Genomic DNA, 15,550 nt, shown 5'->3' with positions numbered 1-15,550 from the left:
TCGCGCGCGTCGGCTGAGCGTGGCCGGAGCAGGATTCGGGCGAACTTTCCCTCGCTCCGCAGCAGGAGGCGGTGCCGGGTCGTGCTGGCCGGCCGTGAAGGGACCCGGAGCAGAACGATGGCGGTGATCCCCGGTCACCAGGTGACTGGGGATCACCGCCATCGCGGGACCCTGCGGGTCAGAGGTCGAAGAGCGAGCCCGACTCGTTGATGTCGACGTCGGTCTTCGGCTGGTGGGCCGCTCCGTTGCTGGAGGGAGCCTGCTCCTTCTGCTGAGCGGGCTCCTCCGGGGTGTCGGCCTCGTCCACGGCGGGCTCGGGGGTGGCGGCGGCCTCCGGCTCGGAGGTCGCCGGCTCGTCGGATGCCGAGCCGGCCGCGGCGGTGGCGGCGGCGCTGACCGCCGCACCCCCGCTCAGGCCGTCGGTCGACGACTCCTGGTCCGTGGCCTCGTCCGCCGACTCCGACTCCGACTCAGACTCCGACTCAGACTCAGACTCGGGCTCCGACTTCGCCTCGGGCTCCCGCTTCGCCTCGGGCGCCGCGGGGGCGGCCGGCTCCGGTGCCGCGGGGGCCTCGATGTCGAAGAGGGAACCGCTCTCGGGGATCTCCTGCGCCGGCGCGGCGGCCTTGGCAGCCGGCTTCGGGTCAGCCGCGACCGGCTCGGCCTCGGGCTCGGGCTGCGCCTCGGGCTCGGGCTCGGCGGCCGGGGCCGCTTCCTGCTTCGTCGGCTCGGCCTTCGCCTCGGGCTCCGGGGCGGCGATGTCGAAGAGCGAGCCGTTGGACGGGATCTCCGACGCCGGGGCGTTCGCGGCGGCGGGTGCCTCCGCCTTCTCCGCGGTCTCCGGCTCGGTCTCCGCCACGGGCTCGGGCTCGGCGGCGGGGGCCGCTTCCTGCTTCGCGGGCTCGGCCTTCGCCTCGGGCTCCGGGGCGGCGATGTCGAAGAGCGAGCCGGAGGAGGGGATCTCCTCGGCGGGGGCGGCCGCCCCGGCAGGCTCCGTCTTCGCAGGCCCCGTCTTCGCAGCCGCCTTCGCGGTCTCCGGCTTCGAGGGCTCGGCCTCGGCGGCCGGCTCGGCCTTCACCGCGGGCTTCTCGGGCTCGTCGCCACCGAGGTCGAAGAGCGACCCGCCCGTCCCCAGGTCGGGCTCTGCCTTGGTCTCGGCCGGCTCCGACGCCGTCTCGGCTTCGGGCTCAGCGGGCTCGGCCTTCGCCGCGGGCGCCTCGGGCTCGTCCCCACCGAGGTCGAACAACGAACCACCGGACTGCTCCGCGGCCTTCGCCTCCTGCTGCACGGACGCGTCGGCGTCCGCCGTCGCGGCCGGCTCCTGGGCCTCGGGCTCGTCGAAGAGCGAGGAGCCCCCGGAGGCCTTGGCGGCCGAGCCGGCGTCCTCGGTCGCGGTGACGGTTTCCTCGGTCTGCGTCCGGTCGCCGTCCTCGGGCTCGGCCTTGGTGGCCTCGTCCTCGGCCCGGGCCGGAGCGGCCTCGGCAGGAGCGGCAGCCGCGGCGGCCGCGCCGGCTCCCGGCTGCAGCTTGGTCGCGCTCTCGCCCTTCACCGACGCCAGCAGCATCTGTGCGACGTCGAGGACCTCGACCTCCTCGCGAGCCTCACCCTTGGCCTGCTGGGCCGTGAGCCCGTCGGAGAGCATCACCCGGCAGAACGGGCAGCCAACGGCGATCTGGTCCGCTCCGGTGCCGACCGCCTCCTGGGTGCGGTTGACGTTGATCCGCTCGCCGAGGTTCTCCTCCATCCACATACGCGCGCCACCGGCGCCGCAGCAGAACGAGCGCTCGGAGTTGCGCTCCATCTCCACGAAGTCCGCCCCGGGAAGCACCTGCAGCAGCTCGCGCGGAGGTGAGTAGACGCCGTTGTGGCGGCCGATGTAGCAGGGGTCGTGGTAGGTGATCGAGCGCTTCGCGGCGCCGGCGCCGTCCTTGACCGGGGTGAGCCTGCCCTCGCGCACCAGGCGGTTGAGGAGCTGGGTGTGGTGGACGACCTCGAGCTCGATGCCGAAGTCCTTGTACTCGTTCTTGAGGGTGTTGAAGCAGTGGGCGCAGGTCGAGACGACCTTCTTGACCTTCGCCTCCTTCAGGGTCTCGACGTTCTGCTGGGCCAGGCCCTGGAACACGAACTCGTTGCCCGCGCGCCGCGCCGGGTCACCGGTGCAGGTCTCGCCGTTGCCCAGCACGCCGAAGCTGACGCCGGCCATGTCGAGCAGCTCGGCCACGGCCCGGGTCGTCTTCTTGGCGCGGTCCTCGTAGGCACCCGCGCAACCGACCCAGAACAGCCACTCGACCTCGTCGAGCGACTCGATGGTCTCGCCGACGACCTTGACCTCGAAGTCGAGTCCCTTGGCCCAGTCCATGCGCGCGTTGGGCGACATGTTCCACGGGTTGCCCTTGTTCTCCAGGCCCTTGAAGAGCCCGTTGAGCTCGGCCGGGAAGTTCGACTCCACGAGGATCGCGTAGCGGCGCATGTCGACGATGTGGTCGACGTGCTCGATGTCCACGGGGCACTGCTGGACGCAGGCGCCGCAGGAGGTGCACGACCAGAGGACGTCGGGGTCGATGACCGCGGCGCCGTTCTCCGGCATGTAGAACCAGTCGTCCCCGGTCTCGCCGACCAGCGGGCGCTCGACCTCCCGGGTCAGGGTGTCGTTGCCCTCCAGCAGCGCGGCGCGGTCGCCCTCGGCCGCCTGGAGGTACGGCGCCTTGGCGTGCGCGTGGTCGCGCAGCGCGGTGATGAGGAGCTTGGGGGACAGCGGCTTGTCGGTGTTCCAGGCGGGGCACTGCGACTGGCAGCGGCCGCACTCGGTGCACGAGGTGAAGTCGAGGATGCCCTTCCAGCTGAAGTCCTCGACCGCGCCGACGCCGAGCACCGAGTCCTCGTCGAGGTCGTCGATGTCGTCGAGGGTGATCGCCTTGCCGTCGGAGGTCAGCGGCTTGACGGCACCCAGCGCGGTACGGCCCGACGACTCGCGCTTGAACCAGATGTTGAAGAAGGCGAGGAACCGGTGCCAGGCCACGCCCATGGTCAGGTTGACCGAGATGGTGATCATCCAGATGAACGAGATCAGGATCTTCAGCATGGAGACGAAGTAGACGGAGTTCTTCAGCGAGGAGTCCGACATTCCCGAGAACGCCTCGCCGAGCCAGAAGGTCAGCGGGTAGTGGAAGGCGGTCGAACCGTCCTCGAGGGCGTACTCCAGGCCGCGCAGCGTGACGATGCACAGCCCGACGCCGAGGATCACGGCCTCGACGAAGTAGGCCTGCCACATCGTGGAGCCGAAGAACCGCCCCCGCGGGCCCCGGACCCGCTCGCCCGGCCGGCTCACGCGGTAGCCGATGAACGCGATGATGGCCACCAGCATCACGAACGTGACGAACTCGGTCAGCCACTCCCACAGGAAGAAGTGGCCGATCAGCGGCAGCGCGAAGGTGGGGCTGAAGAGCTGGCCGAACGCCGTCACCAGCGTGAAGAACAGCAGCCCGAAGCCGACGAAGATGAACCAGTGCCCCGCGCCGACCCAGTGCCACTGCAGCATCCGGGTGTGGCCGAGTGACTCCTTGAGCATCGTCGCGGTACGCCGGCCCGGGTTGTCGCTGCGCGCGGCCGGCTGCCCGACCTTCATCACCGCGATGATCTGACGGATGGCCCTCACGAAGAGGGCGATGCCGACGGCGGCGATCGCGAGCGAGACAACGATGGCGAAGATCTGCATGGACTACTGCTCCTCGTCGGGGCGGCGGCGTCGATCGGCGGTTCGGGACGCGTGGCGCGAGCCTAGGCGGGTCGGACGGGCCGCGTCAGTCCCCGAACGTTGTGAGGTGGATCCTACCCGCAGGTAACTTCGCGCCTGCCACGGGCACAGCAACGGCGGCCGGACCCCGAGGTCCGGCCGCCGCAGTGCTCAGCTGCTCGCCCAGCGAGCGGGTCAGTCGGTCAGTTCACCGACACCGCCGACCAGGCGGCCTTGACGGCCGCGACCTGCGACGACGAGGCGCCGTACAGGTCTGTGGCCGCGTTGATGTTGGCGGTGCGGGCACCGGCGTAGTTGGTGCTGGAGGTCATGTAGACCGTCAGCGCGCGGTACCAGATCGCGGCGGCGGTGGTGCGACCGATGCCGGTGATCGTGGAGCCGTTGCACGTGGGGCTGTTGTAGGCGATGCCGTTGATCGTCTTCGCGCCGCTGCCCTCGGACAGCAGGTAGAAGTAGTGGTTGGCCGGGCCCGAGGAGTAGTGCACGTCGACGCGCTTGGTGGCGGTGCTCCAGCAGTCCTGGCTGGCGCCGTCCATCGAGGGCTTGTCCATCCGGCGGATGTAGTTCGTCGCCGGGTTGTAGGAGCGGTAGATCTCCTCGCCGATGACGTAGTCGGGCACGTCGTTGGCGTTGTTGGCGTACCACTCCACGTTGGTGCCCATGATGTCCGAGCTCGCCTCGTTGAGGCCGCCGCTCTCGCCGCGGTAGGTCAGGCCGGCGGTCCGGCTGGTGACGCCGTGGCTCATCTCGTGGCCGGCCACGTCGAGCGCCACCAGCGGGTAGGTCGTCGAGTCGCCGTCGCCGTAGCGCATGCAGAAGCAGGAGTCGCTCCACGACGCGTTGACGTAGGCGCCGTCGTGCACGAACGAGCGCGCGCCCTTGCCGTCGTTGGCGATGCCGTTGCGGCCGAACGTGTTCTTGTAGAAGTCCCAGGTCTTCGCGATGCCGTAGTGGGCGTCGACGCCGGCCGAGGCCGGGTCGCTGGTGGAGCCGTTGCCCCAGACGTTGTCCGCGTCGGTGAAGATCGGCGTGGAGCTGTTGCTGAGCGGGCCGTTGTACGTCGCGTTGCCACCGCGCACCGGGTCGACCAGCTGGTAGGTCGAACCCGACTGCGTGGTGTCGAGCGAGACGGTCCCGTCGACCACGCCGGTGCCGGAGCCGGTGGCCTCCTCGGTCGAGGCCCACCGGTCGAGGACGCGCCCGTTGCGGGCACCGACGAAGACGTAGTCACCGGCGGGGGCGCCCTCGGCGTCGCGGCCGGTCACGTTGACGCGCCAGGCGAGCGTGGGGGCGCGGTGCACGGCCAGGACGACCAGGTCGTGCGTGGCGTGCTCGTGGGCGAGGTCCACGACCGAGGCGGCCTTGGCGGTGGCGGCCTGCGCCGTGACCGAGGCCGTGGTCGGCAGCTGGAACGGGGACAGCGAGCGCCCGGAGACGGAGCGGAAGGCGCCGCCCTTGGCCTGGTGCACGACGAAGTCGCCGCCGACGACCTCGAGGCCCTTGTAGGTCCGGTCGAACCGGACGTGGCTCGCGCCGCTGGAGTCCAGGACGGTGTCGCGGACGACCAGGCCCTGGCCGGCTGAGACACCGGCGTGCTCCTGGGCGTTGGTGCGGGCCTCGCTGATGCTCGCGGCGCGGCGGTCGGCGTGGGTGGACGCTGCTTGGGAGTTGCCTGCCGAGGCGACCAGGGCTGCGGATACGCAGCCGAGGGCGACGGCAGAAGCCAGGGTGGGCTTCATGCACGGTCTCCTGAGGGTGGGGGTGGATTCCGGACACCGTCCGTCTCGACGGTGCGGTGAGCGGATTCCATCCCGCGCCCACCCGGCCCGACAAGGCGCTCGGACCTGCACAAAGTTGAAATGCAGGAATGTGCAACCGAAGGGGTGAGGTGGCCCCCGATGACTCAGCCGAGGCGCCGCAACCCGGTGACGCGGCCCCCGTCCCCGAAGGTCACCTGCATCCGCACCCGCGGGTCGGAGCCGGTGCGGGCGCAGAAGACGTAGTGGTCACCGAGCCGGGTGTACGGCTGGCCGACCGCATCCATCACCTGCCGGGTCGTCAGGCCGGGAACGACCCGGTCGCGCACCCGGGCGACCGGTTCGCGCAGGCCCGGGTTGCGGCAGGAGTCGGGGGCGATGCCCTCGGCCCGCTCCCACATCTGCAGGTAGGCCTCCGCGCCGCGGGCCATGTCGTCGGCGATCGCGGCTCCGTCGCCGGCGTGCTCGGCGTCGGCGACCTTGCTGAGGTCCTGGATCCAGTCGGGGTAGAGGCCGTACTGCGCGACCCCGTCGGCATTGATGTCGTAGACCCGCTTGCCGGCGTGCTGCTTGCGCACCGTGATGCCGTTGAGGCCGCGGAACGGGTAGGTGACCGGGTTGGGCACGTCCGTCCCGCGCGGGTCGCCCTGCGCGCCGAGGCCGTTCATGTCCGCGCCGTAGCCGAGGCCCCAGTAGTAGCGCGGGTCGGCCCAGCCGATGTGGGCCCGCCACTTCTGGACGAACCCGGTCGAGTCGCCCGCGTACGGCGTGATGAAGCCGCCGTCGCGGTAGATCCGCGGGTAGGCGTCGGGCGTCGACCACGAGTGGCTAGAGACGACCCCGGGGTAGTGCATCGCCTCGATCTGGTCGAGCGCGGAGTTGCGGGCCTCGACGCTCATGTGGTCGGGGTCGAAGATCATGTGCCGCGCGGCCAGCCCGTTGATCGTGTGCTCACCCAGCGTCGTCAGGCCGCGGGCGTTGCAGTGGTCCGGCGGCGGGTAGAGCGGCAGGGCCGGCAGGTTCGTGGTGTCGATGAGCTGCGCGATCGCGCCGAAGAGCGCGTCCTGCTGCTCGGCCGAGATCTCGGGCGCTGCCACCTGGTCCTTGTCGTGGGACTGGCCGTCGGCCGGCTCGCAGTGCCGCATGTCCCAGAAGGAGCCGGTCTCCTTGAAGTTGGCGGCGTTCACTGCGGCGCCGACCTCGCCGTTGTCCCCGGCGACACCCGCCAGCGCGTTGTCGAACTTGTTGACCAGCTCCATCTGCCGCACGCCCCACCGGTGGACCTGGTCGAGCTGCCGGTCGATGTTGGCGGGAGTGCACTCGGGCGCGGGCTGGTCGCCTCCGGGCAGCGCCTTGAACGTGCAGCCGAAGGGCACGCTGGTCTCGATGCCCATGATCACCGCCATCTTCCCGGCGTTGATGACCCGGCGCGCCTGGAAGGGGTTCGTCACGATCCGGTAGAAGCCCTTGCCGGGGCCACCGAACTGGGCGTCGATGTAGTCCTGCATCTGGTACATGTCGCGCGCCTGGCGATGGATCGACTCCATGTCGTCGCACTTGGCGTACTCGGCGTTCTTGTGCAGCGGGTAGATCTGGCACAGCTGGTTGTTCTCCACCAGCAGGTTCACGAAGATCCGCTGGCCGCCCCGCCAGGAGCGCTCCAGCCACCGGTAGTAGGTGCCCTCGTGGGTCAGCGAGTCCGGCGCCGGCCAGTCCTTGAAGGTCGGCCAGCCGACCGGGTCGTGGTGGGTGCGCCCGGACAGCGCGTCCTCGAGGATCCCGCCGTACCCGCCGCTGTAGGTGTGGTCGGGGCAGTCCACGAGCGCGTACGGCGCGCCGTACCGGTCCCACGGCTTGCCGCAGTGGGCGTCGCCGCCGAGGAACTCGAAGGCCATGCCGTGGGTGTGCGCGTCGACGTAGCCGCGCACCTCCTGGTACGGCGTGACGCCCGCGTGCGGGTCGCCGGAGATGTCGATCTGGGACTCGGGGTAGGCCGTGCAGCCGGCCGCGCGGGTCGGGACGAACGCGGAGGTGCCGCCCCGCTCCAGCCGCGTTGACCCGGAGGTGAAGGTGAGGGCGCCGCCGTGCTGCGTGGCCGTCCACTCGGTGTCGGCGCTGGGCGCGTCGGCCGTGCCGCCGCCGGCGCTGACGAAGCGCCGGTCGTGGTCGTACAGCAGGTAGGTCCCGAGCTGCGTGGGCTTGAAGAACAGCGGCTCGCCGTGCGGGTGAGCCGGTAGCAGCCGTTCGCCATCGCGTAGCGGTCCTGCGGGTGGAGGCGTCGCGGGGCCGTCACGGGGACGGTCGTCAGCGGCGGGTCGGGCAGCCGGCGCTCGGCCGCGACGTAGGCGGCGCTGGACTGCTTCTGCGCCGCGGTCGTGGGATCCCGGGTCTCGGGCCCGGAGTCGGTGGAGCGGGAGATGGAGTTCTTGGTGGCCGGGTCGTTGTGGTTGTGCGGTGCCGTGCCGGGCGGGTCGACGTGGGGCCGCGCCTCGACCGCGGCGGCCTTGGTGGCGTCGTACCTCGCCAGCAGGTTGCCGTCACGGCTGCCCCAGGACGGGACGGCGACGGCGGTGGCGACCAGCGTGACGGCGAGCGTTCCCGACCAGAGCAGTCGGCGCAGCGGGCCTCGGTTGTGGTGGGACACGTCGGTTCCTCTTCCCGTCATCGGCCCGTGACGGGCTCGGTCGATCAACGAGCGGGAGGCGCCGACGTCACTGCGTGGTGCCGCCGATGCGGCGGGTGAGCCCGTCGGCGGTACGCCGCACCTCGCTGGCGAGCGCGGCCGCGTCACCCTCGGCGTAGGTCACCGCGACGCCGGCGACGGGGTGTCCGTTGTGGTCGTGCACCGCGGCGGCGACGCCGGCCAACCCGGGGGTGACCTCACCCTCCTCGGTGGCGTAGCCGCGCTGCCGGGTCTCGGAGAGGACGGTGCGCAGGGCGCTGAGGGTCCGGGGTCCGGTGCCGTGACGGTCCACGAACGCCGTCGGCGCCGGGTAGAGCGCGCGCACCTGCGGGGCCGGCAGCGACGCCAGGATGGCCCGGCCGCTGGCGGTCAGGTGCGCGGGAAGCCGCACGCCGACGTCGGTCACCAGGGGCGGCCGGCCCGGCGCACGCTCCTCGAGCACGTAGAGGACGTCCCGCCCGTGCAGCACGGCGAGGTGGGCGCTCTGCCCGGCCCGGTCCACGAGCGCGGCCAGCGGCCGGCGCGCGATCCGCTGGAGCGGCGCCTGCCGCGAGTAGCCGCTGCCCACCTCGAACGCCGCGACCCCGAGACCGAAGCGATGCTCCTCGGCGAGGTGCACCACGAAGCCCTCGTCGACCATCGCGCGCAGCAGGTGGTACGCCGTGCTGCGCGGCAGCTCGCACGCGCGCATGATGCGCTCGAGCGGGACCGGGTCGGGCTGGCTGGCCAGGAACCGGAGCACGCGCAGCGCACGCGTCGCGGCCGGGACCTGGCTCATGTCCCGGAGACTAGACCCCGGGCCGGGTCACACCCGCTTGTCGTCGGGGTCGATCCGCTGCGCCTCGCGGATCCGGTCCTCCTGCGTGGCCTGGTCCATGTGCACGCCGGTGCGAGCCTCGGCGGCGCGGCGCTCGGCCTGCTCGGCCTCGACCCGCGCGGCCTCGGCGTCGGCCTCGGCCAGCTTGGCCTCGCGCTCGGCCTGGGCGATCGAGTCGGACTGGGCGGCCGCCTCGGTGCGCAGCTGGGCCGCCTGGGCGCGGCGCTGCTCGTTCCTCTTCTTGCTCATCAGGAGTGCGACGACGACGCCGATCACGACCAGGATGACCACCAGGACGAGGATCGTGACGATGAGTCCTCCGGACATGGTTCCCTCCAAGGGGGTAGGTCCCGGGCGGGTGCCGGGACTCGTGCCTGACCTGTGGGTACCCGCCGCCGCCCCAGCTCAATCCCGGCCGGGCCGCCGGGCTGGTCCGGTCAGGACAGCTCGCGCTCGGTGCCGACCGGGACCAGTGGCGCGGCCACGACGGGGAAGACGGCCCCCAGGGCGAACGCGGCGGCGTACCCGAGATGTGTCACCGCCACCCCGGCGACCGGCGGCACGGCCGACGCGGCGAGGAACTGCGCGGTGTTCTGCACGCCCAGCGCCCGCCCCGACCAGCTCGGCCCGGCGCGCTCGGCGACGGCGGTGAAGGCCAGCCCGTTGTCGGCGACGGTGAGCACGGTGGCGACCACGAGCAGCGCGACCGCGAGCGCCCAGTCGCGGTCGGCGGCCAGCCCGAGCAGGCCCATCACCGACGCCGCGGCGACCGCCACCCAGCGCAGCGGAAGCATCCGGCTGCCGACGAGGTCGGAGAGGTGGCCCACGCCGATCCGGCCCAGCGCCCCGGCCACCTGGGCGGCGGCGACCAGCGACCCGGCCGCGGCCGGCGACCAGGAGCGCTCCTGCACCAGCCAGACCAGCGCGAAGGTCCAGACCAGGAACTGCGGCACGACCAGCAGCACCGAGACGCCGTGGACGCGGGCGAGGAAGCTGTCGCGCCGGTACGGGTTCGCGGCGCCGCCCGCGCGGGGATCGGGCCGGGGCGGGTCGAGGACCACGAGCGCGACCACGACCAGCGCGAGGGCGGAGGCCGCGGTCGGGACCCACAGGGCCGCGTGCACGCCGTGGGCGGCGGCCACCACGGCGATGCTCACCGCGGCGATCCCCACGCCCGCCGGCTGAGCCATCTGCCGGACGCCCATCGCGAGCCCGCGACGCTCAGGCGGGAACCAGCCGACCACGACGCGGCCGCTGGCGGCGTTGGTGCTCGCCGCGGCGGCGCCGGCCAGGACCAGCGCGGCCACGAGCAGGGGCGTCCCGCCACCGGCCGCGGCCATGGCCCCGAAGGCGGTCGTCAGCGAGAGCCCGCACAGCAGCGTGCGCCGCTCGCCGTACCGGTCCGCGACCGCGCCCCACGCGACGAGGGTGAGCATCACCCCCAGCGTGGGCGCGGCGGCCACGAGGCCGGCCTCGGCCAGGCTCAGGCCGCCCGCGTGCAGGGCCGGGATGAGGAAGGCCGGCCCGTGCATCATGACCGCCGCGGAGGCCTGGGCGAGGGTGCTCGCGCCCAGCATCGACCACCGGCGCAGCGTGCCGGGGCCGGCGCTCGTGGCGATGGCGGTCGAGGTCATGGCCCTCAGTCAACGCCCGACCCGACCTCGTGGGTCGCCGCGTCTTGTCTGCTGATCAGTGAGGTGTCTCGCGGGCCCCGGACGCGCCGACGCCGGACGCGCTGGGCGCGTCCGGCGTCGGTGAGGTGGTGCTGGGAGAGCCGCCGGTCAGCGATCGGCCCGCTTCACGTAGAACTTGCCCTCGCCGAGGTTGGCCACCGCGCCCGAGCCGTCCAGCAGCGTGATGCGCAGCGCCGTCACCGAGAGGCCGTTCTTGACCTTCTTCACGATGTTGCGCTCCAGCTTCGCGACGCCGGGGATCTCGAGCACGCCGGAGTCGGGGAAGGTCTGCTCCTGCCCGTTGGCCGTGATGGTGCCGATGGTCGTCTTCGCGTGACGGACCAGAGTCGCGAGGTCGGTGCCCTTGCGGGTCACCTCGACCCGCCCGACGATGCCGTCGACCACGAGCTGGCCGTTGCCGAGGTCGACCTTGGCGATCCGGCCCTCCTCGTGGCCCCAGGCGCGAGCAGCGGTCTGGTCCGCCATGCCCGAGGCCTCGACGCCGCTGAGGACGAGCCCGTTGCCGAGGTCCACGCTGGCGGTGGAGTTGTCCCGGAGGTCACCGTGGGTGCCCTGGCAGGGCATCGGCTGGTACGGCGTGCGTCCCGTCGTCACGTGGCCGTCGCCGGCGTTGGCCCTGGCTCCGTCGGCGTAGCCACCGAAGAGCCCGGACTTGATGCCGCGCGCGAGCTGGGCGAACGACTGGGCGACGTGCACCTTGGTGCCGGTGGCGGCCGAGGTGATGGTCAGCGCCTCGACGCGGGCCCGGGCGAGGTCCTTGCCCGCGGCCTTCTTGGGGGTGCCCATGTCGATGGTGGCGACACCCGGGACGTCGACGCTCTGCCCGGGGTCGGGCACCGGGATCTCCTGGGCCGGGCCCATCGCCGGGGTCAGCACGATCTTCGCGAGCTCCGCGGTCGTGTCGGCGTGGAAGCCCTTGTCGTCGTGGGACGCCACCGCGGTCGACTTGATGCCCTCCAGGGACAGCGTGCCGGCCTGGGTGCTCGAGAGGACGACCTTGGCGATCGCGTTGCGGGAGTGCGAGGCGACCACGCCGGTCGTGGCGTTGCGGGTGGTCCAGGCGTGCGTCGTGACCTGGTAGGCCTTGCCCAGCCCGGGGAGGTCCTCCGACGTCACCTTGTTGCTCTTGTCGATGCCGGCGTCGTTGGTGCAGCCGATGACCTGGAAGGCGGTGCTCCCCGAACCGGCCGGGACCTGGCCTCCGTGGGCGCGGCTGCCGAAGGCGTAGGACTTGAAGGCGAACGGCGTCGGGACCTTTCCGGTCGAGTCGGTCGTGGCGCCGGCGCCGGAGGCGCTGACGAGCCCACCGCTCGCGGCCAGCGCGAGCACGGCGGTGCTGGCGATCAGTAGTCGCATGGCTTCTCTCTCTTCCCCGAGTGCCCGGGACACCGACCTGCGGCTCCGAGCGTCTAGATGCGGACACGTGACCAGGTCGCCCCATGTACAGCCGGTCGGACGGAACTTACCCACCGGTCACATCTTTCAGACGTGTCGTCTCGGACTTTGTGATGCGGGTCCGACGTGGCGGCGGTCACACGGGTCTGGGATCCGAGACGCCGGGCGTTCGTGGGCGCTTGGCGGACCTCCGGCAGCGGCGTTGGATTGACCCATGCAGTCCTCACCAGTCGCCGTCGGCACCGGCCCCGTGTCGCCCTCGGACGTCCTGGCCGTCGCCCGCCACGGCGCCCCCGTCGAGCTCGCCCCGGACGCCGTCGCGGCGATCGCCGCTGCACGGTCGGTCGTGGAGGAGCTCGCGGCCGCCGCGACCCCGTCCTACGGGATCTCGACCGGCTTCGGCGCCCTCGCGACCCGCCACATCCCGACCGAGATGCGGGCCCAGCTGCAGCGGTCGCTGGTCCGCTCCCACGCGGCCGGGTCCGGTCCGGAGGTCGAGCGCGAGGTGGTGCGGGCGCTGATGCTGCTGCGCCTCTCGACGCTGGCGACGGGCCACACCGGAGTACGCCTGGAGACCGCGCAGCTGATGGCCTCGATGCTGAGCCACGGCATCACCCCTGTGGTGCGGGAGTACGGCTCGCTGGGGTGCTCGGGCGACCTGGCCCCGCTCTCGCACTGCGCGCTGGCGCTGATGGGCGAGGGCGAGGTCCGCGACGCGGCCGGCACGCTGGTGCCCGCCGCCGACGCGCTGGCCGCGGCCGGCCTGGTGCCGGTGGAGCTGGCGGCGAAGGAGGGCCTTGCGCTGATCAACGGCACCGACGGGATGCTCGGCATGCTCGTGATGGCCATCGCCGACCTGCGGATGCTGCTGCGCACCGCCGACATCGCGGCGGCCATGTCGGTGGAGGGCCAGCTCGGCACCGACCGGGTCTTCGCCCCCGAGCTCCAGGCGATCCGGCCGCACCCCGGTCAGGGGCTCGCCGCCGCCAACCTGACGCGGCTGCTCGCCGACTCCGGCGTGGTCGCCTCGCACCGCGGCCCGGACTGCAACCGGGTCCAGGACGCCTACTCGCTGCGCTGCTCCCCGCAGGTCCACGGGGCCGCCCGCGACACCGTGGAGCACGCCGCGCAGGTCGCCGGGCGCGAGCTGGCCTCGGCCGTCGACAACCCGGTGGTGCTCGCCGACCAGGGGCGCGTCGAGAGCAACGGCAACTTCCACGGGGCGCCGGTGGCCTACGTGCTGGACTTCCTCGCGATCGTGGCCGCCGACGTGGCCTCGATCAGCGAGCGGCGCACCGACCGCTTCCTCGACAAGGCCCGCAACCACGGCCTCCCGCCGTTCCTCGCCGACGACCCGGGTGTCGACAGCGGGCACATGATCGCCCAGTACACGCAGGCCGCGATCGTCTCCGAGCTCAAGCGCCTGGCCGTGCCGGCCTCGGTCGACTCCATCCCCTCCAGCGCGATGCAGGAGGACCACGTGTCGATGGGGTGGTCGGCCGCGCGCAAGCTGCGCCGCTCCGTGGACGGCCTGACCCGGGTGGTCGCCGTCGAGGTGCTGACCGCCGCGCGGGCGCTCGACCTGCGGCGGCCGCTAGCGCCGTCGCCCGCCACCGGCGCCGTCGTACGCCTGCTGCGCACCTCCGGCATCCAGGGCCCCGGCCCCGACCGCCACCTCTCGCCCGAGATCGAGGCCAGCGTGGAGCTGGTCCGCTCGGGCGCCGTCCTCACCGCCGTCGAAGAAGTGATCGGAGAGCTCGCATGAGCAACCCACGACTGCCCATCCACGCCGCCACCGGCACCGAGCTGTCCGCGAAGTCGTGGCAGACCGAGGCGCCCCTGCGGATGCTGATGAACAACCTCGACCCCGAGGTCGCCGAGCGGCCCGAGGACCTCGTCGTCTACGGCGGCACCGGCCGCGCGGCCCGCAGCTGGGAGGCGTACGACGCCCTGGTGCGCACGCTGCGCACCCTCGAGGACGACGAGACCATGCTCGTGCAGTCGGGCAAGCCGGTCGGCGTCATGCGGACCCACGAGTGGGCGCCGCGGGTGCTCATCGCCAACTCCAACCTGGTCGGCGACTGGGCCAACTGGGAGGAGTTCCGGCGGCTGGAGGACCTCGGGCTGACGATGTACGGCCAGATGACGGCCGGCTCGTGGATCTACATCGGCACCCAGGGCATCCTGCAGGGCACCTTCGAGACCTTCGCGGCGGTCGCGAACAAGAAGTTCGCGGGCACGCTGGCCGGCACCATCACGCTGACCGCCGGCCTCGGCGGCATGGGCGGTGCCCAGCCGCTGGCCGTCACGATGAACGACGGCGTGGTGATCTGCATCGAGTGCGACCAGTCCCGCATCCAGCGCCGGATCGACCACCGCTACCTCGACGTGCAGGCCGGGTCGCTGGAGGAGGCCGTCGAGATGGCGGTGGCGGCGCGCGACGAGCGCCGCCCGCTCTCGATCGGCGTGCTCGGCAACGCCGCCGAGATGGTGCCGGCGCTGCTGGAGATGGGCGCCCCCATCGACGCGGTCACCGACCAGACGTCGGCGCACGACCCGCTCTTCTACCTGCCCGTCGGCACCGCGTTCGAGGACTGGGAGCGCGAGCGCACCGAGGACCCGGTCGGCTTCACCAAGCGGGCCAGGGAGTCGATGGCCGTGCACGTGCGCGCGATGGTGGAGTTCCAGGACCGGGGTGCCGAGGTCTTCGACTACGGCAACTCGATCCGCGACGAGGCGCGCAAGGGCGGCTACGACCGGGCCTTCGAGTTCCCCGGCTTCGTGCCGGCCTACATCCGGCCGCTGTTCTGCGAGGGCAAGGGCCCGTTCCGCTGGGCCGCGCTCTCCGGCGACCCGGCCGACATCGCGGCGACCGACCGCGCGATCCTCGAGCTCTTCCCGGCAGAGGAGAAGCCGGAGTACGAGCGGCTCCACAAGTGGATCACGATGGCGGGGGAGCGGGTGCACTACCAGGGCCTGCCGGCCCGCATCTGCTGGCTGGGGTACGGCGAGCGCCACCTCGCCGGCCTGAAGTTCAACGAGATGGTGGCCTCCGGCGAGCTCAAGGCGCCGATCGTGATCGGCCGCGACCACCTCGACTGCGGGTCGGTGGCCTCGCCCTACCGCGAGACCGAGGCGATGCTCGACGGCTCCGACGCGATCGCGGACTGGGCGCTGCTCAACGCGCTGGTCAACACCGCCTCGGGTGCCTCGTGGGTGTCCATCCACCACGGCGGTGGCGTCGGCATGGGCCGCTCGATCCACGCCGGCCAGGTCTGCGTCGCGGACGGCACCGACCTGGCGGCGCAGAAGATCGAGCGGGTGCTGACCAACGACCCGGGCATGGGCGTGATCCGCCACGTCGACGCCGGCTACGAACGCGCCTCCGAGGTGGCCGCCGAGCGCGGCGTACGAATCCCGATGTCCGAGGCCTGACCCGTCGGTCGGCAA

General features: G+C 72.4%; 9 protein-coding genes. 2 read left to right on the top strand and 7 right to left on the bottom strand.

Annotated features, from left to right (window positions below):
• Positions 1–178: 178 nt before the first annotated feature.
• The 7 genes from H0S67_RS21485 to H0S67_RS21455 all read right to left on the bottom strand — a co-directional run bounded on the left by H0S67_RS21485 (position 179) and on the right by H0S67_RS21455 (position 12,061).
• A complete protein-coding gene (locus H0S67_RS21485; protein WP_180934706.1) occupies positions 179–3,715 on the bottom strand; it encodes a heterodisulfide reductase-related iron-sulfur binding cluster in 3,537 nt (1,178 codons plus the stop codon).
• A 221-nt stretch (positions 3,716–3,936) separates the two neighbouring features.
• Positions 3,937–5,493: a M4 family metallopeptidase gene (locus H0S67_RS21480; protein ID WP_180934705.1), complete on the bottom strand. Its 1,557-nt coding sequence runs from the start codon at positions 5,491–5,493 to the stop codon at positions 3,937–3,939.
• A gap of 164 nt (positions 5,494–5,657) precedes the next feature.
• A complete protein-coding gene (locus H0S67_RS21475) occupies positions 5,658–7,439 on the bottom strand; it encodes an amidohydrolase family protein (RefSeq protein ID WP_180934704.1) in 1,782 nt (593 codons plus the stop codon).
• A 783-nt stretch (positions 7,440–8,222) separates the two neighbouring features.
• Complete coding sequence (locus tag H0S67_RS21470) at positions 8,223–8,972, bottom strand: IclR family transcriptional regulator (protein ID WP_180934703.1); 750 nt, start codon at positions 8,970–8,972, stop codon at positions 8,223–8,225.
• Between the two features lie 27 nt (positions 8,973–8,999).
• The gene (locus tag H0S67_RS21465) at positions 9,000–9,338 is read right to left on the bottom strand and encodes a hypothetical protein (protein WP_180934702.1); all 339 of its coding nucleotides are present in this window, start codon (positions 9,336–9,338) and stop codon (positions 9,000–9,002) included.
• Positions 9,339–9,448: 110 nt separating this feature from the next.
• Positions 9,449–10,645 (bottom strand): MFS transporter, encoded by a 1,197-nt coding sequence (locus tag H0S67_RS21460; RefSeq protein ID WP_180934701.1) that lies wholly within the window; start codon positions 10,643–10,645, stop codon positions 9,449–9,451.
• Between the two features lie 147 nt (positions 10,646–10,792).
• Entirely contained in the window at positions 10,793–12,061 is a 1,269-nt protein-coding gene (locus H0S67_RS21455) for a choice-of-anchor P family protein (protein ID WP_180934700.1), read from the bottom strand.
• A gap of 253 nt (positions 12,062–12,314) precedes the next feature.
• Between H0S67_RS21455 and hutH the strand changes: the two genes are divergently transcribed.
• On the top strand, positions 12,315–13,865 hold the full coding sequence (gene hutH, locus H0S67_RS21450; RefSeq protein ID WP_180934699.1) for a histidine ammonia-lyase: 1,551 nt from the start codon (positions 12,315–12,317) through the stop codon (positions 13,863–13,865).
• A complete protein-coding gene (gene hutU, locus H0S67_RS21445; protein WP_180934698.1) occupies positions 13,862–15,535 on the top strand; it encodes a urocanate hydratase in 1,674 nt (557 codons plus the stop codon). Before hutH ends, hutU begins: the two co-directional genes overlap by 4 nt.
• Positions 15,536–15,550 lie beyond the last annotated feature (15 nt).

The organism is Nocardioides ungokensis (assembly GCF_013466985.1).
In the GTDB taxonomy this organism is placed as follows: domain Bacteria; phylum Actinomycetota; class Actinomycetes; order Propionibacteriales; family Nocardioidaceae; genus Nocardioides; species Nocardioides ungokensis.
This window is presented reverse-complemented; position numbering and strand designations above follow the sequence as displayed.

Coding starts and splice junctions, on each gene's coding strand:
- H0S67_RS21485 (WP_180934706.1), bottom strand. CDS start 3,715: ATGCAGATCTTCGCCATCGTTGTCTCGCTCGCGATCGCCGCCGTCGGC.
- H0S67_RS21480 (WP_180934705.1), bottom strand. CDS start 5,493: ATGAAGCCCACCCTGGCTTCTGCCGTCGCCCTCGGCTGCGTATCCGCA.
- H0S67_RS21470 (WP_180934703.1), bottom strand. CDS start 8,972: ATGAGCCAGGTCCCGGCCGCGACGCGTGCGCTGCGCGTGCTCCGGTTC.
- H0S67_RS21465 (WP_180934702.1), bottom strand. CDS start 9,338: ATGTCCGGAGGACTCATCGTCACGATCCTCGTCCTGGTGGTCATCCTG.
- H0S67_RS21460 (WP_180934701.1), bottom strand. CDS start 10,645: ATGACCTCGACCGCCATCGCCACGAGCGCCGGCCCCGGCACGCTGCGC.
- H0S67_RS21455 (WP_180934700.1), bottom strand. CDS start 12,061: ATGCGACTACTGATCGCCAGCACCGCCGTGCTCGCGCTGGCCGCGAGC.
- hutH (WP_180934699.1), top strand. CDS start 12,315: ATGCAGTCCTCACCAGTCGCCGTCGGCACCGGCCCCGTGTCGCCCTCG.
- hutU (WP_180934698.1), top strand. CDS start 13,862: ATGAGCAACCCACGACTGCCCATCCACGCCGCCACCGGCACCGAGCTG.